This window comes from Sinobacterium caligoides, assembly GCF_003752585.1.
GTDB classification, from domain to species: domain Bacteria; phylum Pseudomonadota; class Gammaproteobacteria; order Pseudomonadales; family Sinobacteriaceae; genus Sinobacterium; species Sinobacterium caligoides.
This window is the reverse complement of record NZ_RKHR01000004.1, coordinates 1,281,977-1,304,717: the sequence shown is the minus strand read 5'-3', so window position 1 is coordinate 1,304,717 and position 22,741 is coordinate 1,281,977. Positions and strand designations below refer to the sequence as shown.

Annotated in this window: 18 protein-coding genes; 7 read left to right on the top strand and 11 right to left on the bottom strand. The window is 54.4% G+C overall.

All coding sequences use genetic code 11. The annotated features are described in order from the left end of the window. Window positions 1–21: 21 nt before the first annotated feature. The 4 genes from EDC56_RS12290 to EDC56_RS12275 form a co-directional block, all read right to left on the bottom strand. The gene (locus tag EDC56_RS12290) at window positions 22–1,086 is read right to left on the bottom strand and encodes a hypothetical protein (protein ID WP_123712790.1); all 1,065 of its coding nucleotides are present in this window, start codon (window positions 1,084–1,086) and stop codon (window positions 22–24) included. A gap of 215 nt (window positions 1,087–1,301) precedes the next feature. Further along, entirely contained in the window at window positions 1,302–1,685 is a 384-nt protein-coding gene (locus tag EDC56_RS12285; protein ID WP_162844176.1) for a DoxX-like family protein, read from the bottom strand. A gap of 11 nt (window positions 1,686–1,696) precedes the next feature. Then, window positions 1,697–2,170, bottom strand: coding sequence for a DUF2269 family protein (locus tag EDC56_RS12280; RefSeq protein WP_123712789.1), 474 nt, complete (start codon window positions 2,168–2,170; stop codon window positions 1,697–1,699). Continuing rightward, window positions 2,163–3,296, bottom strand: a complete 1,134-nt coding sequence (locus tag EDC56_RS12275; protein ID WP_123712788.1) for a saccharopine dehydrogenase family protein — start codon at window positions 3,294–3,296, stop codon at window positions 2,163–2,165. The genes EDC56_RS12280 and EDC56_RS12275 overlap by 8 nt, the downstream gene beginning before the upstream one ends. 287 nt (window positions 3,297–3,583) lie before the next feature. Between EDC56_RS12275 and EDC56_RS12270 the strand changes: the two genes are divergently transcribed. Together EDC56_RS12270 and EDC56_RS12265 are read left to right on the top strand one after the other, a co-directional pair. Further along, on the top strand, window positions 3,584–5,437 hold the full coding sequence (locus EDC56_RS12270) for a PhoX family protein (RefSeq protein WP_211333666.1): 1,854 nt from the start codon (window positions 3,584–3,586) through the stop codon (window positions 5,435–5,437). Between the two features lie 204 nt (window positions 5,438–5,641). Then, window positions 5,642–5,992 (top strand): hypothetical protein, encoded by a 351-nt coding sequence (locus tag EDC56_RS12265; RefSeq protein ID WP_123712786.1) that lies wholly within the window; start codon window positions 5,642–5,644, stop codon window positions 5,990–5,992. 115 nt (window positions 5,993–6,107) lie between these two features. On the opposite strand, the gene EDC56_RS12260 is transcribed toward EDC56_RS12265, so the two are convergent. Together EDC56_RS12260 and EDC56_RS12255 are read right to left on the bottom strand one after the other, a co-directional pair. Next, on the bottom strand, window positions 6,108–6,593 hold the full coding sequence (locus EDC56_RS12260; RefSeq protein ID WP_148059403.1) for a hypothetical protein: 486 nt from the start codon (window positions 6,591–6,593) through the stop codon (window positions 6,108–6,110). 300 nt (window positions 6,594–6,893) lie between these two features. Further along, window positions 6,894–7,553 carry a glutathione S-transferase gene (locus EDC56_RS12255; protein ID WP_123712784.1) on the bottom strand — a complete coding sequence of 220 codons (660 nt, stop codon included), beginning with the start codon at window positions 7,551–7,553 and terminating at the stop codon, window positions 6,894–6,896. Between the two features lie 192 nt (window positions 7,554–7,745). Between EDC56_RS12255 and EDC56_RS12250 the strand changes: the two genes are divergently transcribed. Then, window positions 7,746–9,989, top strand: a complete 2,244-nt coding sequence (locus EDC56_RS12250) for a peptidase U32 family protein (RefSeq protein ID WP_123712783.1) — start codon at window positions 7,746–7,748, stop codon at window positions 9,987–9,989. On the opposite strand, the gene EDC56_RS12245 is transcribed toward EDC56_RS12250, so the two are convergent. The 5 genes from EDC56_RS12245 to EDC56_RS12225 are packed head-to-tail and all read right to left on the bottom strand — an operon-like array spanning window position 9,984 to window position 16,178. Then, window positions 9,984–11,648, bottom strand: a complete 1,665-nt coding sequence (locus tag EDC56_RS12245) for an amino acid ABC transporter ATP-binding/permease protein (protein WP_123712782.1) — start codon at window positions 11,646–11,648, stop codon at window positions 9,984–9,986. The two genes, EDC56_RS12250 and EDC56_RS12245, sit on opposite strands and share 6 nt — an antisense overlap. Then, window positions 11,645–13,327, bottom strand: a complete 1,683-nt coding sequence (cydD, locus tag EDC56_RS12240) for a thiol reductant ABC exporter subunit CydD (RefSeq protein ID WP_123712781.1) — start codon at window positions 13,325–13,327, stop codon at window positions 11,645–11,647. The genes EDC56_RS12245 and cydD overlap by 4 nt, the downstream gene beginning before the upstream one ends. Window positions 13,328–13,330: 3 nt before the next feature. Beyond that, on the bottom strand, window positions 13,331–13,441 hold the full coding sequence (gene cydX / locus EDC56_RS12235; protein WP_123712780.1) for a cytochrome bd-I oxidase subunit CydX: 111 nt from the start codon (window positions 13,439–13,441) through the stop codon (window positions 13,331–13,333). 12 nt (window positions 13,442–13,453) lie between these two features. After that, on the bottom strand, window positions 13,454–14,590 hold the full coding sequence (gene cydB / locus EDC56_RS12230) for a cytochrome d ubiquinol oxidase subunit II (protein WP_123712779.1): 1,137 nt from the start codon (window positions 14,588–14,590) through the stop codon (window positions 13,454–13,456). 1 nt (window position 14,591) lies between these two features. Then, window positions 14,592–16,178 carry a cytochrome ubiquinol oxidase subunit I gene (locus EDC56_RS12225; RefSeq protein ID WP_123712778.1) on the bottom strand — a complete coding sequence of 529 codons (1,587 nt, stop codon included), beginning with the start codon at window positions 16,176–16,178 and terminating at the stop codon, window positions 14,592–14,594. Window positions 16,179–16,615: 437 nt separating this feature from the next. Between EDC56_RS12225 and EDC56_RS12220 the strand changes: the two genes are divergently transcribed. From EDC56_RS12220 to EDC56_RS12205, 4 genes are all read left to right on the top strand, one after another. Then, window positions 16,616–17,356: a protein-L-isoaspartate(D-aspartate) O-methyltransferase gene (locus tag EDC56_RS12220; protein ID WP_211333665.1), complete on the top strand. Its 741-nt coding sequence runs from the start codon at window positions 16,616–16,618 to the stop codon at window positions 17,354–17,356. Between the two features lie 163 nt (window positions 17,357–17,519). After that, window positions 17,520–18,818: a sigma-54-dependent transcriptional regulator gene (locus EDC56_RS12215; RefSeq protein WP_123712777.1), complete on the top strand. Its 1,299-nt coding sequence runs from the start codon at window positions 17,520–17,522 to the stop codon at window positions 18,816–18,818. 153 nt (window positions 18,819–18,971) lie between these two features. After that, window positions 18,972–20,567 (top strand): ATP-binding cassette domain-containing protein, encoded by a 1,596-nt coding sequence (locus EDC56_RS12210; protein ID WP_123712776.1) that lies wholly within the window; start codon window positions 18,972–18,974, stop codon window positions 20,565–20,567. Between the two features lie 25 nt (window positions 20,568–20,592). Beyond that, the gene (locus EDC56_RS12205; RefSeq protein ID WP_123712775.1) at window positions 20,593–22,731 is read left to right on the top strand and encodes a peptidase domain-containing ABC transporter; all 2,139 of its coding nucleotides are present in this window, start codon (window positions 20,593–20,595) and stop codon (window positions 22,729–22,731) included. The last annotated feature ends 10 nt before the right edge of the window (window positions 22,732–22,741 follow it).

The following is a 22,741-nucleotide window of genomic DNA, read 5'->3' as shown; positions in this document are numbered from 1 at the left end:
ACAGCGGCGCGCGCACGAGGATTATGATTTGCTGGCAGGCATTAAGAAATCAGGGTCTCTCTCCGTTGAGCCGAGTTTAAAGTAGCCCCATTTTTCTAGATTGAGAAAATAGTATTTCCGCTTTCCCTCCAACGACGCACTGCCGAGGCTGTTACAGGATTGATAGTGGCCATGCTGATCGATACAGCCATTGAGGGGGACTTCATTTCTGGTTTGTAGTGTCCAGCCGGTGTCGCCCTTGCTGCCCAGGATGATATAGCCGACGGTCCATGTCCGCTGACCTTTTTTTCTGTCTTTAGGTCTGGTGCCGGTAAAGAAGGCAATAAACTGCCTCTTATCTTTGCTGATGAAGCCATGATAGAAGGATTTTTCATCGATGTTCCGTTGCTTCTGCTTGATGGTCTCAAGAATTATTGGATCTGGCTTTGCTGTCTTATACACCTCGTTGAGGATGGCAAAACGCTTTTCTTTTAGCGCCTCGTTCCATGCAACATTGTTAATCGCGTGATCTCGAATCGCTTGCATAATGGCCGGTATCGCCCGATTCAACGCGCCGTTGTCAGGGCAGTAAGCGCGTTCGTCTTTTTCGCTTGTTTTGTCGCACTGATCGCTCGATGCCTTGTCAACGGCACTGCCAGCGAATACCTCGTCGAAGAACAGCTGGTTTCTTAGTGCGTCGTATATGTTTACCTTGAGCTTTGTCTGTAGCTGGCCGTGGTCGCTGAAAATAACAACCTGAGGAAAAAAGATAACGTATTGCGCTTCTGACTTTTTCGCGAATTCTCGCAATGCCTGCTTATCGTTGGCATCGGGTTTGACGCTGAGATCCGCGCCCGTGAAGGCGCCAAGCCCCCACGGGGCTAGTTGATAAAAAGCGTAGCGTATTCTCAGTGGTATCGACTGGTAATAATTCATCCCTATCGACTTTGTCTTGCTGTCGACATATTGCTGTGCGTCCTTACCGGTGATGGTGATCTTGGGGGCGGTGACAACGGCTGTTGGTAATGGCACGTCGTCAGCGTACGAGGGCAGAGCAATAAAAGGAGAGAGTAAAAAGATCAATAATAGCTTCTTGATATCAAACATTGGCTTGGCCACCCGACGACTTGTTGAATACTCATACTATTCTATAAATCGTTCGTTATTCTCGATAATTGAAAACCGACTTATGAGATATTTGTTTTGCTTGTTTGACGTCAATTTTATCAACGTTTTTGCCGACATCGATCATCGCTTTGGCGTCATGCTGGATGGCCCAGCTGTGGATTATAGCGAACGACTGGTCGTTGCTGAGACAGCCATTAAATGTTTTTCTCGAGTTCTTTTTCTTGGCGGTATAAGTAATAAATCATCACTAACAGGGGAATGTTTTTTGTTAGCGGCCCAAACGGGTGTAGCCAGTAATGGGCATCGATCACTGTCAGCAGCACGGTATAGAGGGTGATGATGATGAGCTGAAGCCAATAACAGTGGCGGAGTTGTCTGCCGTAGAGTAGCCAGACGCCGATCAATAGATCCACGATACTGCCTGAATATAGGCAGATACTGGCTAGGCTACCGTCGATGCCGGCTGCGGCTAAAATTTGATAGCTCAACGCCTGGGCAAAGATCGCAGAGGTGGCGGCGGTGAAAATCCACAATAGGGCAAGACTCAGTCTGGCAGCTAGGTTAACGCTAATGTTCATGATGGTGGCATCTATGTCAGTGGCAGCGGCTTGAAAACCATTAGCCAGAAGATCACGAGGATGGCGCAGAAGGCGGGCACACCAAGTGCCGTCCACCAGCGCATCATTTGCTTGAACGGCGCACCGAGTTCGCCACTCTCGACGGCACTGTCGGCAAGGTTGCGCAGCCGGTACTGAATGACCACCACCGGTACCCAGCAGGCGCCAATGAACAGAAATAGGCTAATCACCAGTAAAAACCAGCTCGAAGTGAAGGTGTAGCCAAGTCGCATCATCAGCATTAAGCCGGTGACAAACTGCACGACAATAGCGGGGGTGGTAAACAACCAGTCGGCGAGTACGACGTGACGGGCGGTCACCGCGATGGCCTGGATATTGTTGGAACGATTCGCCATGAACATAAAGAAGGCGATGCCGGCGCCGGTGCCGGTGACAATGACGGCACTTAAAATATGGATCATCTTCAGTAGCAGGTAGTTATCCACAGCGTTGCTCCGTTTGCTGCACAATGCCTAACGGTAGCGCTTCATGGTCAAACTCCGCCAGCGTATAGAGGCCCATACAAGGCATAGCGCCGCGGTGCTCTATGGTGCCCGCGATGAGCTTCTTGGCGAGAATAATCGCTGAGATAGTCGGTATATAGGGGCCCATGCCATCTGTGGCTGAAAGTAACCAGTCGATCGCTAAGGGCTTGTGGTCGGTGCCCAAACCGCTGAGGTTGACGCGCATGCCGCCGATGTCGCTGCCTAAGCGCAGGAACCACTCGCTGGCTTTGACGATCGCGGGGGTATGCGCTGACCAGTCTTTGACGATGCCTCGCTTGCTGAGCCATGCCATGAGGACCATGCCAAAATGCAGTAAGGGTAATTCTAGCCCGGCCTGAAAGCGCACGCTGTGCACGGATGGGTAGTATTCGGGGAAGAGTTGTAAGTCGGGGATATCGATATTGGCGAGCCAGCGTCGACCGACGACATCGCCAAAGTCGAGTTTTCTCGGCGACATCCAGCCGTATTGGTCGAACCAGCGTCCCTGCTGAAAGCATGAGAACGGTTTGCCGGTATAGGAGAGAATGGCGCTGACTGTCGCCTCGCCGCGCTCGGCTTGATTGCCGGGAGCGATGGCGAAGTCGATGGCGTCGAGCCGGGAGAACTGGTCAATAAAATGCTCGACCACGGTCGATGAGAGGCCGGGCACCGAGCTCGCCCCAGAGACCAGTAATAGCCCCTTGTCACGGGCCTGCTTATCCAGCTGGCTAATATCGCAGACAAAGCGGCGATCGTCAGCGAGATCGATGTAGTGATTGCCGAGCTGAAGACAGGCTTCGGCGACGCGATAATCTTGCCCTTGAAAAGGCCCGCCGGTATGGATGACAAGGTCGGTCGATAAGGCCCGTAGCTGCTCAACGAACTGCGCGCTGCCGGTATCAACGACGGCGGCCTCCAGTGTTGCGGCAAGATTTTTTGCCGACAACTCGGCGCAGAGTCGTGCCGCTTTCTCGGCATCTCTTCCGGCAATGACAACGGTAATACCTTGCAAGCTGGATAAGCTTTCTGCAATACGCTTACCGAAGTTGCCGTAGCCGCCGAGGATTAACACTCTGCGTACGTCCATGTGCTCTCTCTTATGATTATTTATCACCGTTACGATAATGATTTTACCGTCGATTGAAAGCAAATTCGTGATTCGCTATTTGGTTCGCTAGGGTAAATCGCTCGGTTAGCGAGTGAGATCTAACAGCTGGGCTGTACCGCTGAGGGCTGATCTGATGCGTTATTTGGCCGTCGCTCAGCTCGCGGCTGTCTATACTGACGGAGAATTAATTTTCTTTTCACAGATCGGTAACATTAGCGCTATAGCATGCAGGCGAAGATAAATCGTTGAAGATAATGAGGCAAATAATGAGCAGTATTGACCACTCCAAACGATCTTTTTTAGCGCGCAGCGCGGCTCTATCCGGCGTGCTATTTCTCGGCGGCATCAGTCCGTTAGCCCTAGCTAAGAATAGCGACAAGAAAGCGTTTAAAATTTCTAAATTATTAAGCTTTCAATCGATCCCTCACTCGACCCGTGATGCGGTGACCATCGCCGAGGGCTATAGCGCCGAGGTGTTGATCAGCTGGGGTGATGGGCTGTTTGCCGATAGTGCCAAGTTTCATTCTGACGGCAGTAATACGGCGGCCGATCAGCAGCGCCAGTTCGGCGATAGCAACGATGGCATGAGCTTATTTGAAATCAACAATGATCGTTTACTGTTAGTGGTCAACCACGAATCACCGAATGCGCAATACCTGCATAAACACGGTGGCGAGCTGGTGACAAGTGGTGAAGATACGCTTAAATCACAGGCCTCGGTGGGGATCAGCGTCGTTGAACTGCAGCGCAGTCAACAGGGCTGGCGCGTCAATACGGCGTCAAAGTACAACCGACGTCTCACCGCCAACACGCCAATGTCGATCAGCGGTCCGGCCAAGGGGCACGCCCAGCTAGTGACGAAAGAGGACGCCAGTGGCAGCGTGGTCAAGGGCACGTTTGCCAACTGTTCTAACGGTCAAACGCCCTGGGGAACCTACCTGACCTGCGAGGAAAACTTCGATGACATGTTCGGTTACTCGTCGCAGGCGGGCGATAAAATTACCGACGAAATGGCCCTCTACGGCGTTGCAGAGAAGAGTCAGTACGGCTGGGAAAAATTCGACTCACGCTTCGACTTGGCGAAAAATCCCAATGAGTTTAATCGCTTTGGCTGGGTGGTAGAGATCGATCCCTTCGATCCGACATCGACGCCGATCAAGCGGACCGCCCTCGGTCGTTTTAAGCATGAGAATGCCGCCGTGCAGTTAGCCAAAAACGGCAAGATGGTGGTCTACATGGGCGATGATGAGCGCGGTGAGTTTATCTACAAATTTGTCTCCGACGAGCGCTATAAAGAGGGTGACGATCGACATAATCGTCAGCTGCTTGATCATGGCACACTCTATGTTGCGGTGTTTGACGGCGGTAAAAAACCTCATACGGGGAGCGGCAAGTGGCTGCCTCTGGTGTTTGGTCAGAACGGCTTGACGCCAAAAAATGGTTTCCACTCACAGGCCGATATCTGTATCCATACCCGTAAGGCGGCACGTATTGTTGGCGGCACCGATATGGATCGCCCGGAGTGGGTGGCCGTTAATCCGAAAACAGGGCAGGTGTTCTGCACCCTAACCAACAACAATAAGCGTGGCAGCGACAAGCTTCCCGTCAATGCGGCCAACCCACGCGAGAAGAATCTCTACGGTCAGATTATCCGCTGGCGTGAGCAGGGTGACGACCATACTGCGCTGAGCTTTAGCTGGGATATGTTCCTCATCGCCGGCAATCCGAACCTCTACCCACCCAGCGATCCACGCCACGGCTCTAGCAACATCACTAAGGCGCTCAGCTTTAACTCGCCGGATGGCTTGGCCTTCGACCGCGATGGTCGTATCTGGTTTGAAACCGATGGTAAGTACAGCAATACCGGTGATTATCTCGGCCAGGGCAATAATCAGATGTTTGTCGGCGATCCGGAAACGGGCGAGATTCGTCGCTTCATGACCGGACCGAAGTCGTGTGAGCTGACGGGTATTTGCTGGACACCTGATGATAAAACGATGTTAGTGAATGTGCAGCATCCGGGCGAGGCAGGCGATTCAACCTTCCCTAACAACAGCCCGCGTCCGCGTTCGAGCGTGATGATGATTCGCAAGAATGATGGCGGCACGATTGGTAGCTAGTTTCTCCGTTATAACGCAGCTAATACGAACGACTAAGTGACAATCTGTTGCGAGAGCAGGTTGTCCTTGTTGTATGCGTTAAACATTGCAATGGCCGTTGTCTCGGGTAGAGTTGGTGGAAAATAAAGGGCGGCATGCCTGGGCAGGCGGTATTGATAAAGGCCGTAGCAATGAAGCTGATGATTGTTAATGGAGTGATAAAAATTGGAATACTTTAGAAAGGTAAGCGGCGTATTTCTCGTTGTTATTGGCGTGGTGGTGTTGGTTGTTCTCGTTATAAATATGAATGACTATGTGCAGGAATTCTCGAATAACCCTATCCATCACTATATTGTTGCTACAGACAAAACTGACAGCGTCATAAAAATTGGGGAGGCAACAATCGTTGTGTCAGAGAGCGTCTACCATTTTGCAGCTCTACTGCTCGGCTTTCTGTTCTTGAGGGTATGGGTTGAGGTGGGGTCTACCCTGGTGAAAACAGGCCGCGTGTTAATCACAAACGATGCCGAGAGGGTTGAGCAACTTGTTGAGAAGTTAGTGAACAAAAAAACCTGAACCATAACGAAGAGTGTTAGCAGGCGCTTTCTATCGAAGGGTATCTACAGGCAGCGCTAATTTCTTGCGCTACTGTGTCTGCTGGCGGCAAAGCCGCCAGTCCATCACGGCTGTATTAATCAACCTGATTAATGAAAAGCCGGCTTAGTCTCCGGTCTTGCTCCGCACTAATTGAATACTGAATGTAAGTATCGAGCTCTTTGAGAATGGTTTCGAGCGTTAGCTTGTCCTTTTTTTCTACGGCGTTACTGGCCTCGGCAAGGGCGTCGTTGATGTGCTTGCTGGCGCGGCCCTCTGACAGTAATGATATGACAAAGTGTTGCGAGGCTTCGAGGTCTTCGGGAAACAGCAGGATAGCGATATCGCCGAGTGCTGCAACGGTAGCGGTGCCGGTGCAGTTGGCGTTGCCGGTCCAGCCTGAGCAGTAACAGCTGCAGCTGCTGCCGCCACTGGCGCTACACGAGGTGCCATCGTCACAGCTGATGCTGCATTCACAGGTTTCCACCGCGGTTGCGGTAGCAGAATAGCTGGCGAGAGCGATGGCGAATAGAGCGAGTATTGCTAGCAGTATTGTTGTTTTGGAAAATGCAGTATTAGTCATAATAAACATCCTTTTTAGTTAACATTAAAGTTCCGTCTTTATGTTTGAGCTAGCTGACGATATACCAGTCGTTCCATTATTGCAATGCGCCGATTGCAGAGCTTTATGTTTCTTGCTTTTTTATTCTTGTTGTTGGTTTTGTTTGTTTGTAAAGACTGTTGGCTTTCGTTTTTCTAACTGTTTTACCGTTTGTTCTGGATGAGCTTTGGCGTCTTTTGTTGAAAATCCGCGACAGTATTTTACCGGCGCGGTATTGGCGGTTATTTAATGGCAGTCTAGCGCGACTGTTGCTGACTTAGGTTATTTCGCCGCTTGAGCGCCGAAGAGATAGTCTCGGCGCTGTTCAAGCCAGAGCGGATAGGGTTGCATCGCCTGGGCGTAGCGACGACTCTGCAAGTGCCCGTGCAGCCACTGCTGTAGTCTGGGGTAGGGGGCTTGTCGGAACCACTGGCGCTCGACGCGAGAAAACTGGCGAATGAAGGGCAACAGGGCGTAGTCGACTAGGCTCTCGCGTGCGCCGAACAGAAAGCCCTGCTCAAGGTTCTGCTCCAGTGGTTGCAGGAAATGTTCGCAGGCCTGACGCTGACTGAGCTTATCGTCCCGGTGGTAGCGCTTGGCCGCCTTATAGCTTTCCAGCGCCGACTTGAAGACGTGGTCGGCGCTGTGGATAACGCTGAGCATGTCGACGAGGGCGTCGTGATCGTCGCTGTGCAGCAACCCGTGGGGGTCGTTTTGGTGTAGCGCCCAGAGCATGATTTCCAGGCTCTCGTCGATGACCGTGGTGTTATCCACCACCAGTACCGGCACGGTGCCTTTTGGGGAGCTGGTTAGCAGTTCGGGGGGCTTATCTTTGAGGCTGACGGCGCGCAGCAGTACAGTCTGTTCGGCGAGCAATAGGCCGAGTCGAGCGCGCATCGCATAGGGGCAATGCTGCAGTGAGTAGAGTATCGCTGGTGACATATATTCTCCACGGTAGCGGTGCTGAGAAGGGGGTAGATAGGGTAGCGCGATTCGGGCCGTGTCGTCTCTAGTGATCGTCAGCGCTATCGTGGGGCTTAGGCCCATCGTGCGCCCGGCATGGCAATAGGTGGCGGATGAGGGTAAAATTCGCCGCCCTAAATGATGATCGATGTATTGAGTGAGTAGCCGGCGATGAGTAGAAAGATTGAGTTATTGGCCCCGGGCGGCGATGTGGAGGCGATTAAGGCGGCTATTGTTGCCGGCGCCAACGCCGTTTATTGTGGTCTAGACACCTTCAACGCGCGTAACCGTGCTGCCAATCTCTCTTTTGATGAGCTCGCCGGCGTGCTGCGTTTGGCGCGACAGTATCAGTGCGAGGTGTTTCTCACGGTCAACGTGGTGATCCTCGAACAAGAGTTGAAGGCACTGTTTAAGTTGTTGAGTCAGCTGGTGAATCTTGGCATCGATGGCATCATTGTGCAGGACTTGGCGCTGTTTACGCTGGTGAAGAAGTATTTTCCAACACTCGACATCCACGCCTCGACGCAGTTGACCACACACAACGAGGGCCAGCTGCCCCTCCTCGCCAAGTTGGGGGCGTCGCGGGTCAACCTGTCGCGTGAGCTGAATTTGGCGGAAGTGGAGTCGATGACGGCGGTGGCTCATCAGCACAACCTACTGACGGAGGTGTTTGTACACGGCTCACTGTGTATCGCCTTCTCGGGGCAGTGTTACTCGAGTTCGGTCAGCGTCGGCAACTCCGGTAACCGGGGGCGTTGCAGCCAGGCTTGTCGTGATGAGTACGAGGAGACCGCCGCCGGTAATAAATTCCCGCTCAACCTGAAGGATAACTCAGCCTACTTCGACCTACCCGAGTTGGTCGCCGCCGGTGTCGACTCGCTGAAGATCGAGGGACGTATCAAGGGCGCGCACTACGTTTACACGGTCGTCGACAGCTGGCGTCAGCAGATGAATAGCTTCGTCGAGCGCGGCGAGTTGTTAGCCGACGACTCGAACCTGCACAAGGTGTTTAACCGCGACTTCACCAACTCGTTCTTGAAGGGCAACCTGACCAAGGATATGTTCATCGATAACCCGCGTGATTATAGTGTGCAGCACGCGATCGATAGCAGCGACGCCATCTCGGTGGTGCAGATCCAAGAGGTGAAGCAAGAGTTGTACGCCGATCGTAACGCCTTAGGCGATGAGCTGGCGGAGAAGATACAGTCGCTGCACATCGACAAGTTGCCGTTGCAGATCCACTTCATTGGCACCGCCGAGCAGCCGTTAGTGATTGAGGTGATCTCCGGTGATCAGCGCTTCACGCTGCAATCAGAATCTGTGCTGGCGACCTCAGAGCGTCCTAATATCACGGCACCGCAGCTCGAGAAGCGCTTTAAGAATATCAGTCCGTGGCACCACGATGTTGCGCCACTGGACTTTAGCCAACTACAAGACAACCTCAGCCTGCCCTTCCAGGCGCTGACGACACTGCGCAGTGAGCTCGCCACGTGGCTTAATGACGGTCGCCCGCAGCTGCCAGCAGTGGAGTTACCGGTATTGGAGCGTCACCCTAAGCTGAGCGACAAGCCAACGCTATCGCTATTGATCAGCGACGTTAAAGACTTGCACCTCTGTGATGTCACCGACGCCGATATCTATTTCAAGCTGCCGGAGAGTTTTAAGAAGGGCTGCCGTAAGTTTATCGATATTCTGCAGGCCAACCCGCGCCTGATTCCGTGGTTCCCGGCGGTGTTGATTGGCAAGGATTATATCGAGGCGGTGAATATCCTCGAGCAGGTGCGGCCATCGCGCATTGTCAGTAACAACACCGGTGTTGCCTATAAGGCAACCAGTCTGGGTATCGAGTGGATCGCCGGGCCGCTGCTCAACACCACTAACTCCTTCACCTTGCAGACGCTGCAGGAGGAGATGGGCTGCTCCGGTGCCTTCATCTCTAATGAGATCAATCGCCTGCAGATGCGTAACATCGCTCGACCGAAGAATTTTAAGCTGCTGTACAGCATCTATCACCCGATCCTGATGATGACCAGCCGCCAGTGTTTCTTCCAGCAGACCGTCGGTTGCAAGAAGCCGAGCATCGAAGACGGCTGTATGCTCAAGTGTGAGAAGGCGACCACCATTACCAACGTCAAGGGTGTGTCGTTTGCCGTCGATAAGCAGAAGGGCGGCTACCCGAGTATCTATAACGACGAACAGTTCTTGAACGTCGAGGTGGTGGCAGATTTGGCTGAACTGTACGATGAATTCTTCATCGACCTGACCAATATCGGTGCCGGCTCGAAGGCGGAGCAGGATAAGGTACAGTTGATCCAGCATTTCGAAGGCTTGTTGGCCGGGGTCGAGGGCGCGGCCGAGGCACTGCACGAGCAGGTGACGGTGTCGACTAACGCCCAGTATCGTCAGGGACTATAGAGCAGCTGCTTCGCTCTCTGCTTCAAGGCTCAGCCTGTGGGTGAGCACTAACTGTTGCGGTGCGATGTGGCTGGCAATGATGAGCATGGCAGGGCGGTAGGCGTGATTCAGCGCCTCTTCGATGGTGGCGATAGTCTGCCGATCCAGCCCCTCAAAGGGCTCGTCGAGCAGCAGCAGCGTTGGTCGCTGCAGCAGCACGCGGGCGAGGCCGATGCGTCGCGCCTGACCACCGGAGACCAGTGAGCCCTGTTCGCCGAGCAGGGTCTGCAAGCCCTGAGGCTGCTGTTGCAGCCAGTCTTCGAGGCCGACGGCCGCGAGCACGGCGCATAGCTGTTGGTCGCTGGCCTCAGGGTCGCCCAACAGCAGGTTGGCGGCGAGGGATTGATTGAAGATATAGGGTGCCTGATTGAGATAACCAATCCGTGACTGATAATCGAGACGCTGTTCGAGGCTGAGTGCTGCCTGCCCATAATGCAGCTCACCGTGTTCGGGGGCTAGCTGGTTGGCCAGCACGGCGAGTAGCGTCGATTTACCGCTGCCGCTGCGCCCCTGTAACCACAGGCGATCGCCGTGCTCCAGTTGTAAGCTGACAGCGGGGCTGGCGTTGAGCGCACCGGGCTGTCGACCGCTGAGCTCAACGAGCTGTAGCGCTTTGATGTCGTCAGTCTTCGCGGTGGGGGGGGCAGTATCGCAGGCGTCCTGGCCAAGTTGGTTGAGGCGGTGCAGGCCGACGCCAGTCTGGGCGTTGGCGATGAAGCAGTTGGCAGCAGTGGCAAACAGCTCGCTCATGCCCAGTAGCGCTAATAGCAAGCCTGCCAGTAGCACTGGCTGCAGCGATTGATCCTGCAGCTGTGGTTGCACGATCAGTAGGCAGCTACACAGGCAGAGGGCGACACAGGCCTGGATGCCGTGGCGGGCGGCGATAGCCAGCTGCTGGCTGCGCTGCTCCCAGCGCTGTTGGCGTCCCTCTAGGGCGTTGAGGCGCTCGCCGTAGTGTTGCCATTGGCCGCGAATGGTGAGGGTGATAAGGGCGCCAAAAAGGTTGAGGAAGCGGCTGCGGCGCTGGCTGGCCTGCAGCTGCTGTCGACTGATCAGGCGCTGGCCATAGCGGGCCAACAGCAATGGAATGACGATGAGTACGGTGACCAGACAGGGAATAACGGCGACCAATAGGCTCGGTGCGATATACAGGCAGGCGGCGAGGAAGAGTAGCGCGGCACAGCCACTGTAGACGCAGGGCATCCACACTTGCAGTGGCCAGCGGGTGATCAGGTCGATATCGCCGATCAGCCGTTGCAGTTGGCCGCCGACACGTTGCAGTCGATCGGCTGGCTGTCGTGCCATGCGACGCCAGACCCACAGCCGCAGTTCGGTCAACAGCGCCAGTAGGTGATTGTGGGCGGTGAGCTGCTCGAAGTAGCGGCCGACGGTGCGGCTGATGGCCAGCAGGCGGATCAGGGCGCCGGGGGCAAAGTAGTTGAACAGGGCGCCGGCACCGGCGACACCGGCGAGGGCGCTGGCGCTGATAAACCAACCGGAGACACCCAGCAGCAGGATGCCGGCGAGGCTGGCCAGTAGGCCGAGCACCAACGGTAATAGCAGCTGCAAGGGCTGCTGGCTGATCAGTCGACGACGATTGAGGCGGGTTCTCTGTTTCACGGTGCGACCTCCTCATCGAGCTGCCGTATCCGTCCCTGCGCGACGCTAAGTTGCTGTTGCGCCCAGGGCAGGGGTTGGGTGTCGTGGCTGACGATGATCGTGGTCTTGTCGCGGCAGACCCGACGCAGGGTGTCGAGGATGGCCTCGGCGGTCTGCGTGTCGAGGTGGGCGCAGGGCTCATCCAGCAACCACAGCGGGGCGTTGCTGAGGATGGCGCGGGCGATTGACAACCGCTGTAGCTGGCCGCCGGAGAGGCCGCTGCCGAGCTCGCTAATAGAGGCATCGAGGCGCAGTGGCAGGGCGTCGACGAAGGACCAGGCTTCAGCTTGTTGCAGCGCCGCGACGATCTCGCTATCGGGCAGCGCGGGACAGCCGAGCAGCAGGTTTTGTCGCAGCGTGCCGGAGACCCACTCCGGCTGTTGTGGTAGCCAGGCGAGTTGGCGGCGCCAGTGCGCTAACTCGACTTGGCGCAGCTCGATCCCGTCGACCAGGATGTCGCCTCGGTAGCGTTGCTCGAAGCCGAGTAATAGGTTGATGATGCTGGTCTTGCCGGCGCCGGAGTGGCCGCTGAGCCACAGGGTCTCGCCGCTGCTCACCTCGAGATCGACGCCTTGCAGCAGCGTCCGCTCACCGACCTGCCAGTGCACATCGTGAAAGCGGATGCGCGGCGGCTGTGACGCGTGCTGGACGGGCGAGCTTGTCGGTGCGTTAGATAATGGCTGCTGTAGGATCAGCTCTATTTGCTCGGCGGCGGCCTGCGCCTTCTGTTTGGCGTGATAGTCGGCACCGAGTTGGCGTAGTGGCTGGTAAAACTCCGGTGCCAATAATAACAGGAAGAGGGCTTGAGGCAGGGCGAGGAAGGTTTCTCCCCGTGCCCAGGGTAATAGCTGCAACAGGCCGAGCCCTAGCACGAGGGCGATGATGGCAATCGCCAGCGAGGCGAAGAGCTCGAGGGTGGCGGTGGAGATGAAAGCCAGTCGCAGCACTTTCATGGTGGTCTGTTGATAAGCCTCGGCGCTGCTTCTCAGGCGAGCCTCACCACGCTCGGTCTGGCGCAGTATCTTTAGCTGCTGTAGGCCGCGACTGAGATCGACAAACTGATTGGAGAGCAGCGCGAGACGCTGGAATTGTTGTCGGTTGGCGCGGGCAGCCCGCTCGCCGACCAGAATCATGAAATAGATGACCAGCGGTGCCGTGAGCAAGAATACCGCGGTCGCTAGCCAGGAGACAAAGGCGGCGGCGATGATGCTGACCAGGGGGACCAACAGTGCGAGGCGGGTCTGGCTGATGTAACGGCTGAAGTAGTCGTCGAGGGCGTCGACCTGCTCGTAGACAATGGAGGAGAGACCGCCGTCGTGGTCAATCGCCTTGCGACCGGGGCCGAGGTTGGCGAGTTGAGTGAGCAGTCGTCGACGTAGTGGGTAGCGGATAGCGAGGCTGGCGCGCAGGCCGCAGTGATCTTTGCCCCAGTGGGCGAGGTAGCGCAGGCCAAAGACGGCCATCAGTAGATAGATGTAGAGAGAGGTGATCTGGCGCTGTAGCACCATCTCGGAGATGATCGAGGCCAACAGTGCGGCCTGAGCCACCACGCACAGCGCGATGGTCAGGGCGGCTCCGTCGGCAGCAGCGTAGTAGCGGCGCTGCTGTTTTTGTAGGGAGACGAGAAGGACGTTGGCCACGAGTTACTCGTTGCCTTCCTCACCCTCATAACCTTCAAACTCAAGCCAGATGGCATTGATAATGCCGAGTGAACAGGCAAGTACGACGCCTAAAGCCCAGGTGAAATACCACATATCTTATTGCCTTTAGTAGAGTGAATGTGAGTTGTCTTGGATGTGTTGCTTGCTGAGCTTGCCGCGCATCGTCCAGTAGCCCCAGGCGGTGTAGCTGAGGATGATCGGTACGAAGATGCAGGCGACGATAGTGGCCAGAGTCAGCGTGTACTCACTTGATGTAGCATCCCACATGGTCAGGCTGGTCGCCGGATTGGTGGATGATGGCATCAAGAATGGGAACATCGAACCGCCGGCGGTGAAGATGATACCGGCAATAGCGAGTGATGAGGCGACGAAGGCGACGCCAGAGCGCTGCAGGTACGAGGCCAGTGCCGCGGCTAACATGCCGGCAATACCGAGGATCGGCGCGGCAATTAGCAGAGGGTACTGCAGGTAGTTGTTGAGCCAGCCACCAGGCTGCACGGCCACGGTCTTCATCATCGGGGTCAGTACGGCGTTGCCGTCGACCTGGCTGCTGATCACATAGCCTTCGATGCCAGTAGCGACCCAGACGCCGGCGAGGGCGAACAGTACCGCGGTGATGGGGGCGAGCTTGATAGTGAGGTTGCGGCTGCGTGCTTGCAGCTCGCCCTCGGTCTTCATCTGCAGCCAGCTGCTGCCCTGAGTAAAGATCATCAATACGCTGACGAAGCCGGCGAGTAGGGCAAAGGGGTTAAGTAGGCCGAAGAAGCTGCCGGTATAGCTGACGCGCATGATCTCGTCGTATTGAAACGGGACGCCCTGTAGTAGGTTACCGAAGGCGACGCCGAAAATCAGTGGTGGGATGCTGGAGCCAAAGACGATCGCCCAGTCCCAGTAGTTACGCCATTTGGCGTTGTCGATCTTGGAACGGTAGTCAAAGCCGAGCGGGCGGAGCCAGAGCGCCACGAGGGTAAGCATCATGGCGAAGTAGAAGCCCGAGAAGGAGGCGGCGTAGACCATCGGCCAGACCGCGAACAGCGCACCACCGGCGGTGATCAGCCAGACCTGGTTACCGTCCCAGTGTGGGGCGATACTGTTAAGCATGATGCGGCGTTCGTCGTTGTCTTTGCCGAGTATGCGCAACAGACCACCGACGCCCATGTCGAAGCCATCGGTGATGGCGAAGCCGGTAAACAGTACGCCTATTAAGACCCACCAGATGAACTTGAGTGATTCGTAATCCATGTTACACCTCTTCTTTGCGGCTGGTGTCGAGTTGGTCTAGGTCGTTTTCGAGATCGTAGCGACCGGTATGCAGGCTGGAGGGCCCTTTTTTGGCGAAGTGGATCATCAGGTAGACCTCGATAACCAGGAAGACGCTATAGAGTAGGGTAATCAGCGCCAGGGAAATGATCAGGTCCGTCGCGGTGAGCGAAGAGACCGCGATGTGCACCGGTAGGATGTCACCAATGGCCCAAGGTTGGCGACCAAACTCGGAGATGAACCAGCCGGCTTCGGAGGCGATCCAGGGCAGCGGTAGGCCGATGATGAAGAGCTTCAGCAGCAGCGGGTTTTGACCGATGCGGCGGCGGGCGTTCTGATAGAAGGCGATGCCGAACAGCAGCAGCATGGCGAAGCCACAGCCGACCATCAGACGGAACACCCAGAATAACGGCGCCACCTCGGGAATGGTGTCATCGACGGCCTTCTGCAGGATCTCCGGCGTGACCTGAGTGAAGTCTTCGGTATAACGCATGACGAGCAAGCCGTAGCCCAAGTCGCCCTTGAGTTGATCGAACTTGGCGTGTTCATCGGGGGTGGCAGTGTCGTCACGGAGCTTCGCTAACAGTTGGTTGGCGTAGATGCCGTTGACGATACGCTGGCGGTTAAGTTCTTTCAGCTCGCGCAGGCCGGTGACCTGGGTGTCGAGGGAGCGGGTGGCGATCAGCCCCATCAAGCCGGGAATCTTGATCGCGTACTCGGTCTTCTCAAGGTCTTGGTTGGGGAAGCCGATCAGGGTGAAGTCAGCGGGGGCTGGTTGGGTCTCCCACTCAGCTTCGATGGCGGCTAGCTTCACTTTCTGCACGGAGCCGATCTCGTAGCCAGACTCGTCACCGAGCAAGATGACCGAGAGGCAAGAGGCGAGACCGAAGGCGGCGGCGATGGCAAAAGAGCGACGCGCAAAGGCGAGATCGCGGCCCTTCAGCATGTAGTAGCTGGAAACTGCGAGCACGAACATGGCGGCAGTGACGTAGCCAGCCGAGACGGTGTGCACGAACTTGACCTGGGCGACGGGGTTGAAGACGAGGGCACCAAAGTCGACCAGCTCCATGCGCATGGTCTGATAGTTGAACTCGGCACCGACGGGGTTTTGCATCCAGCCGTTGGCGATCAGTATCCACAGTGCGGAGAGGTTGGAGCCGAGGGCGACGAGCCAGGTGACGACGAGGTGCCTGACCTTGCTCATGCGATCCCAGCCGAAGAAGAAGAGGCCGACTAGCGTCGATTCGAGGAAGAAGGCCATCAACGCCTCAATGGCCAGTGGCGCGCCGAAGATGTCGCCGACATAGTGAGAGTAGTACGACCAGTTGGTGCCGAACTGGAACTCCATGGTGAGGCCGGTGGCGACACCGAGGGCGAAGTTGATGGCGAATAACTTACCCCAAAAGCGCGTCATATCTTTGTAGATCTGCTTACCGGTAATGACGTAAGTAGATTCCATGATCGCCAGCATAAACGTCATGCCGATGGTGAGGGGGACAAACAAAAAGTGATACATCGCGGTAAGGGCGAATTGTAACCTGGAGAGGTCGACCACCGTTTCTGAAACCATAGGGATAACCTGACGTTAGAGTGGAGCGGCAGAAATATTTTTCCGCGGCGAGGAACCGTTTACTGAACCGGAGATTGTCGCTGCAGCGAGTCCTCGATGCATTGACGCTCGTCATAGTGAAGCATTTTTTCGCCTTTTTTTCCGTTATTTTATGTTTAATAACAGATTGTTAGACTGGCTCAACAGGTGTTTAAAATAGAGTTAATTATAGACTATTCCTGTGTTTTGTTGAGGAGGTAATGCTAATTGTAGTGGGTACTTACCACTCCTGAGCGATATAGGTCATCGTGATACCGTTGCCGTAGCCAGAACTATACTAAACATTTCTTACGAATGTGTTCACAGGCACGCTCGCCCGGTCGAAGAGAGCGAGTTGAGTGTAATGTTTGTTGAGCGCGATGGCTGTTGAGCGCGGTGTCTGTTGAGGATGGAGGCTGATGGAGCGAAGAGGTTCGTGGGTATTGCAGCGCTCGCGTCACTGGCTGCGTGGTGCGCCACCGGCGGGCTGGCGCCAGCCCTGGGTGAGTTCGGCGGCATTGGCGTTGCTGGCGCAGGTTCGTCAAGATGCCTGGCGTTGTCGGCACGAGACCGGCAGGGCGGTGTTGAGTGAAACCGTGCTGAGCGCACTCGCCAACGTGCCGAGGGAGCACTTTGTTGAGCCGGCGCAGGCGGCCTACAGCTATCTCAATCGAGCGCTACCAATCGCTTGTCAGCAGACTATTTCACAGCCTTATATTGTCGCGCTGATGACTGACTTACTCGATTTATCGGCGACGGACCGGGTGTTGGAGGTGGGTACCGGCTCGGGTTATCAGAGCGCGGTTTTGGCGCCGTTGGTAGGGCAGCTCTGTACGATTGAGATCATCCCCGAGTTGGCGGTACGCGCGGCTGCGCGGCTGCGCCGCTGGGGTTATGGCAACATTCTCTTTTGCACTGGGGATGGCTACCGTGGCTGGGATGAAGGCTGCCTCTTTGAGGCTATTATCGTCACCGCGGCAGTGGCGACGATCCCGCCTAGGCTGCTGGCCCAGTTGAGGCCGGGGGGGCGGATGGTGTTACCGCTCGGGGCCGAACATCAGACACAGCAACTGCTGTTAGTGACCAAGAGACAAGACGCGACACTGTGCCAGCGAGCGGTGTTGCCGGTGCGCTTTGTGCCGCTGACAGGTCGCCACTAGCTGGCGCTATCGAGCATGATGCTGTTTCAGTCGTCTCGGTACGGTTGAATTTAAGGTTGATTGTTCTAATCTAAAGGATGGGAGCGGCTCATAATAGAGCCGTCATTAGCCCGTGCTGGCGGGGTCTAGTTAGGCGCAATGTTCGCAGAATTATGGGGGCGGTGTGAACAAAAGACCGTATTTAGTCGTTGATGATGACGAGACCTGCCTCGAGGTCTTGAAAGTCATGCTGTCGGATTACGAGGGGCATATTCGCTTCGAATCGTCATCGACCTCTGCGTTGCGCTACGCGGAAAACAACGAGATCAAAGTATTGTTGACCGACCATCGTATGCCGACGCTGAGCGGCTTAGAGCTGATTCGCCGCGTTAAGTCGATCCATCCGGGGTGCTACGTGGTGTTGATGAGCTCCTTCGACGACTATGCGGAGGTGATCGCCGAGTTTAATAACCATCTGCTCGACCGCTACCTCTCCAAGCCGATTTCGGCGCAGGACTTGCTCAACGTTACCCACCAGGTGAAGCGGACGCTACTCGGCCAGCAAGAGGTCTTCGATTACGGCTTTGTGACCAAGAATGAAGCGGTGTTAAAAGTTTTAGAGATGGTGCCGCGGGCGGCGAAGTCGGGCTTGCCGGTGATGATTGTCGGTGAGACTGGCACCGGCAAAGAGTTGATTGCGCAGGCAATACACGACCAGAGCGTACGTAAGGGAGGCGAGTTTTTAGTCTGCAGTTGTCCGAACTTGGTATCGACGTTAGCTGAGTCGCAGCTGTTTGGCGCGGTCAAGGGTGCCTTTACCGGTGCCGACCACAATATTACGGGGATTTTTGAAGAGGCGCGTGGCGGCACGATCTTCCTCGATGAGTTAAATTCCCTCGACATGAAAATTCAGGGTAAATTATTGCGGGTATTGGAGACCGGCAAATTCTCCCGCCTGGGTGACCACGCGGTGATCGACTTCGACGGCGAAATTATCTCGGCGATTAACCTGCCCGTCGATGAGGCGGTGAAGGCGGGTTGCCTACGCGCGGATTTAAAGTATCGCATGGATGTGGTGCGCATTACGCTGCCGCCGCTGAGGGAGCGGCGGGACGATATTTTTCTGTTGTTCAAATATTTTGCCGAACGGTTGAGCCGCAGCGTGCAGCTGGCCGATGATGTGCGACACTTTATGCTCAGCTACGACTGGCCCGGCAACGTACGAGAGTTAGAAAATGTCGTCCGCTACATTGTGGCGATGTACGATGATGAAGTTATCGGCTGCCATAATTTGCCGAGCTACCTGCAAAAATTAACGATCGGTGGTGCGTTGTCTCGTCATCCGGCGCATGGTAAGGGCATTACCAAAAACGATATTATTCTCGCCCTCGAAGACTGTGACTTCAACAAGGGGGATGCGGCTAATGTGCTGGGCATTAGTCGCATGACGTTGTGGCGGAAGATAAAAGAGCATCACTTGTAGCGTTAATGCTGCTGTTACATTTGTTACAAGTGATGATACATCGTTGTTACAATAATCGTTGAACACTTATCTATGAAGCTGAAATAATAAGAAAAAAAATCTGGTCTATTACTTGCTGCTGACTCTTATACACGAGTCAGAGAGCACCCTGTCATGGACTATATTGCCAGTTATCATGAGACCCATTATTCCCGAAAGTTTATCGCGGATATTGTTATTACGACGGCGCTGATTCAGCTTTTTGGCTTGATTCTGCCGCTATCGGTGTTGGTGGTTTACGATAAAATCATTCCCAATAATGCCGTTGAGTCGCTGGTCTTTCTCTCCATCATTGTTATCGCCGCGGTGCTGGCCGAGTGTTTTCTACGCTATCTACAGGAATCGGTGATCGCCTACTCGACCTCGAGAAACGACTACCTGTACAAAAATCGTTTGCTGCGAGCGCTGACCACCAACTTCCGTAATATTAACGAGGGCTGTAATGTCAGTGCGGTGAAAGAGAATCTTGCCAGTGATATCGCCCCCTCGATATCACTGCCACTGCGTAGAATCATTGCCTATACCGAGCTGCCCTTCCTCGTGCTGTTCCTTGTGTTAGTCGCCTACATTGCCTCCTGGGTGGTTTTGGCACCGCTGTTGGTGGTGCTGGCTTATTACTGGGTGTTGCGCACGGCCCTGCATATTCAGGCGGAGGCGAAGCAGGTAAATGGGGATAAGCAGGACGGCATTAGCATCATCGCGCGGGAGGCGTTGGGCTGTGTGGAGACCATCAAGGCCTGTGGTGCCGAGCAGCAAATAGCCTCCGAGTACGCTCGTCTAGCGCAGCCAGCGTTAAAATCACGGCATATCTTCGATATGTTATCGGCAGATCTTACCGCTATCACCAACGTGTTTTCTCAGCTGATTATTATTGCTGCAGTCTCGCTTGGTGCCATCGCCTATTTTAACGGCCAGATCTCTATCGGTAGCATCGCCGCGATTACCATTATCAGTGGACGTATTATCCCCGTGGTGCAGAGGACGGCGCTGACCTTCCACAGTCGTGATGAGTGGGATGCGTCGAAGCGGCAGTTCCGTCACCTATTTTCCTCTGCGGCGAGCAACCCCGGGGAAGTGAAACTAACCGGTGATATTGATATCAATATTCAAGGGTTGCCAGGCCATCACGATGACGATGGCGAGGGCATGAAGTTGAGCAAGGGCGATATCCTGGTGATCAGTGGGGCCAATAACGCGGGAAAATCAAAACTGCTATTTTCCCTCGCTGGACTGTGTGAGCATGATCAGGCGGTGATTAGCTACTGTGGTATCGACGTGAGAAAAATTTCCAACAGAGATTTAACCGCGCATATTTCGCTATGTCCACAAAAACCAAAACTCGTCAAAGGCTCGTTTTTAGAAAACATCACCATGTACGATAAGAGCCGGATATCGGCGGCCTACGATGTCTCAAACGAGATTGGTTTGACCAAGGATTTGGCCAAGTTTCCCAAGTCCTTCGATGAGTATTTAGAAAACGTCGACTACGGTGTGTTTCATCAGGGTATGCGCCAGAAGATCGCGATCGCAAGGTGCCTTTGCTCCGATACACCGGTCTTACTGTTCGATGAAATTAATTCTGACATGGATCCGGAGTCAAATAACTTATTTTTAGAGGCAATTAAGCGTCGGCAGAAGGACCATATTATTATTCTTGTCAGTCAGCAGTCGCAGTTTATTAATTTAGGCAGTAAGTATCTTTGTGTGTGAGATAACACGGTAGAGAGGCGAAGTAATGAATAGTCATGGCGATCAAGCAATCGACTGCTTCGAGCCACCTTCAGGCGGCAGGGATGGTCATCGTTTCTCCCTCGATGACAGCGAGAAAGAAACGCATAACAGTGTCAGTGTGGTGGTTAAATTCCTCAAGAGCACGGGCTATAAGGGCGATAGTTTAAGCGTTAGACGCTCGCTCGGCTATCGCGACGAGTTTATTAAAACAGAGCAGATCTCGGAAGTACTGGGTCGGCTGGGTTTTTTGAGAAACTACGATGACGTGTTCAACGACCAGCCAGAGTGTCGACGTTTTCCCTATTTTCTGATCGATGGCGAAAAGCTGTTGTTGGTTGAGTCGATCGACCGCTATTTTAATTATTCGGTGTTTGATGGCCGCGATCATATTGCGATGCAGGCGGATCAGATGCTGGGTAAGCGGATGCTCTACTTTATTCGGGACGAGGAGAAAGAGCACTTAGACGCACAACATATCGATTATGTGCTGGAGACGTTTTCTCGCTTTAAACCGCTCTTTGTTTATCTGCTGCTGATGAGTGTGTTAACCGGATTTTTCGCGCTGTCGGTGCCGTTAATCATTATGGTGGTCTACGACCAAGTACTGCCCTCCGGCTCCTATATGGTGTTGTTAGGGAGTGTCTTTGGTGCCTTAATATTGTTGAGTTCAGAGTTTTTATTACGCTTGATTCGCGGGCGTATTCTCTGTCAGTTGGCGACCCGTTTTTCATCGATTATGAAATCAAAAGTACTGAGCAAGGTGGTTCGTCATCGGCTGATAGATCTGATGAATAGCGAGCTTTCGACGAAGTCAGAGCGCGTCGCCGAAGTCGACACCATTAGCCATTTTATTACCCACCCGACGGCGCAGGCGATTCTCGATATACCGATCGTTGTTCTGTTCGTTATTTTACTGACGGTGCTATCGCCGGGTTTAGGTTTGATGGCCTGCCTCGGCATTGCCATGATGGTCGTCGTAGCGTGGAGCTTGCGCCGCATCGAAGGGTCATTGAGTCTGCGCGTTAATCGAGAAAATAAAAAGTTGAACGACCTCAGCGCGGAGCTGGTTGACTGCTTTGCTGAACTATCGAACTCTGGCTCGATTGAGCGCTGGCGTTCTCGCTATCAAATAGCTTGTCTGAATCACGATCGTGCGGTCTACGCGGAGGGGCGACGCAAGGCTTTATTGAACGGTGTTAATAGTCTGGTGGTTTCTATTACCGGTGTCGGCGTGTTGATTATCGGTGCCGGTGAAATCATGGCGGGAAGAATGAATTTCGGTGTGCTTATCGCCTCGATGATATTAATTTGGCGTTTGTTGTCGCCAATTAAACAGATCGCCATGAGTTATGACTTCATCGGTGGTGTGAGGCGTGCGATTAGGTCTGTTAACCGACTCTGCAATAGCCCGACCGAAGGCATGTCGTCGAATCATGACTATGTTAAGAGCGAGCTGTCACATCTCATTTTGTTGCAAAATATCGCCTTTCGCTATCACCCCGATCATCCATTGGCGCTGCAGATTCCTATGCTGTCGCTGCCGGCAAAGTCGAACATCATGGTGTCTGGCAATAGCGGCTCGGGCAAATCGACGTTATTAAAGGTCATTGCCGGACATTTTCACCCACAATCTGGCTCGGTACATATTGGTGGCTTAGATATTCGCCGCTATGCCATGTCGGACTACCGCTCGTCGATTGCCTATCTGCCGGAAGAACCGCAGATACTGACAGCCTCACTGCGGGATAATCTACTGATTGCCTCGGTTAACGCTGACGATGAGCGATTACTGCAGGCCTGTGAAAAGATTGGCTTGTTTGATGACGGCGAATTGCTTACCGAGGGCTTGGATACGGCGATGGGTGGTGACCGCCAGTACCCTGCGAGCTTTAGTAAAAAAATAGGGCTAATCCGCCTGTTTTTAAAAGAGGCGAGCCTGATCCTGCTCGATGAACCAAGCCGTAATCTCGACGAGTATTCGGTGGGTTATTTGATCGACTATATCCAGTCGAAAACGTCGCAGGTCACCATGATTATGGTCTCGAATCACCCTGCTATTAGACGCAGCGCACAACACGATGTGCTGATGGAAAATGGTCGGGTGCAGGAAATTAAACGCATAGATAGCAACGGTTTTGTATAGGGAGATGGCA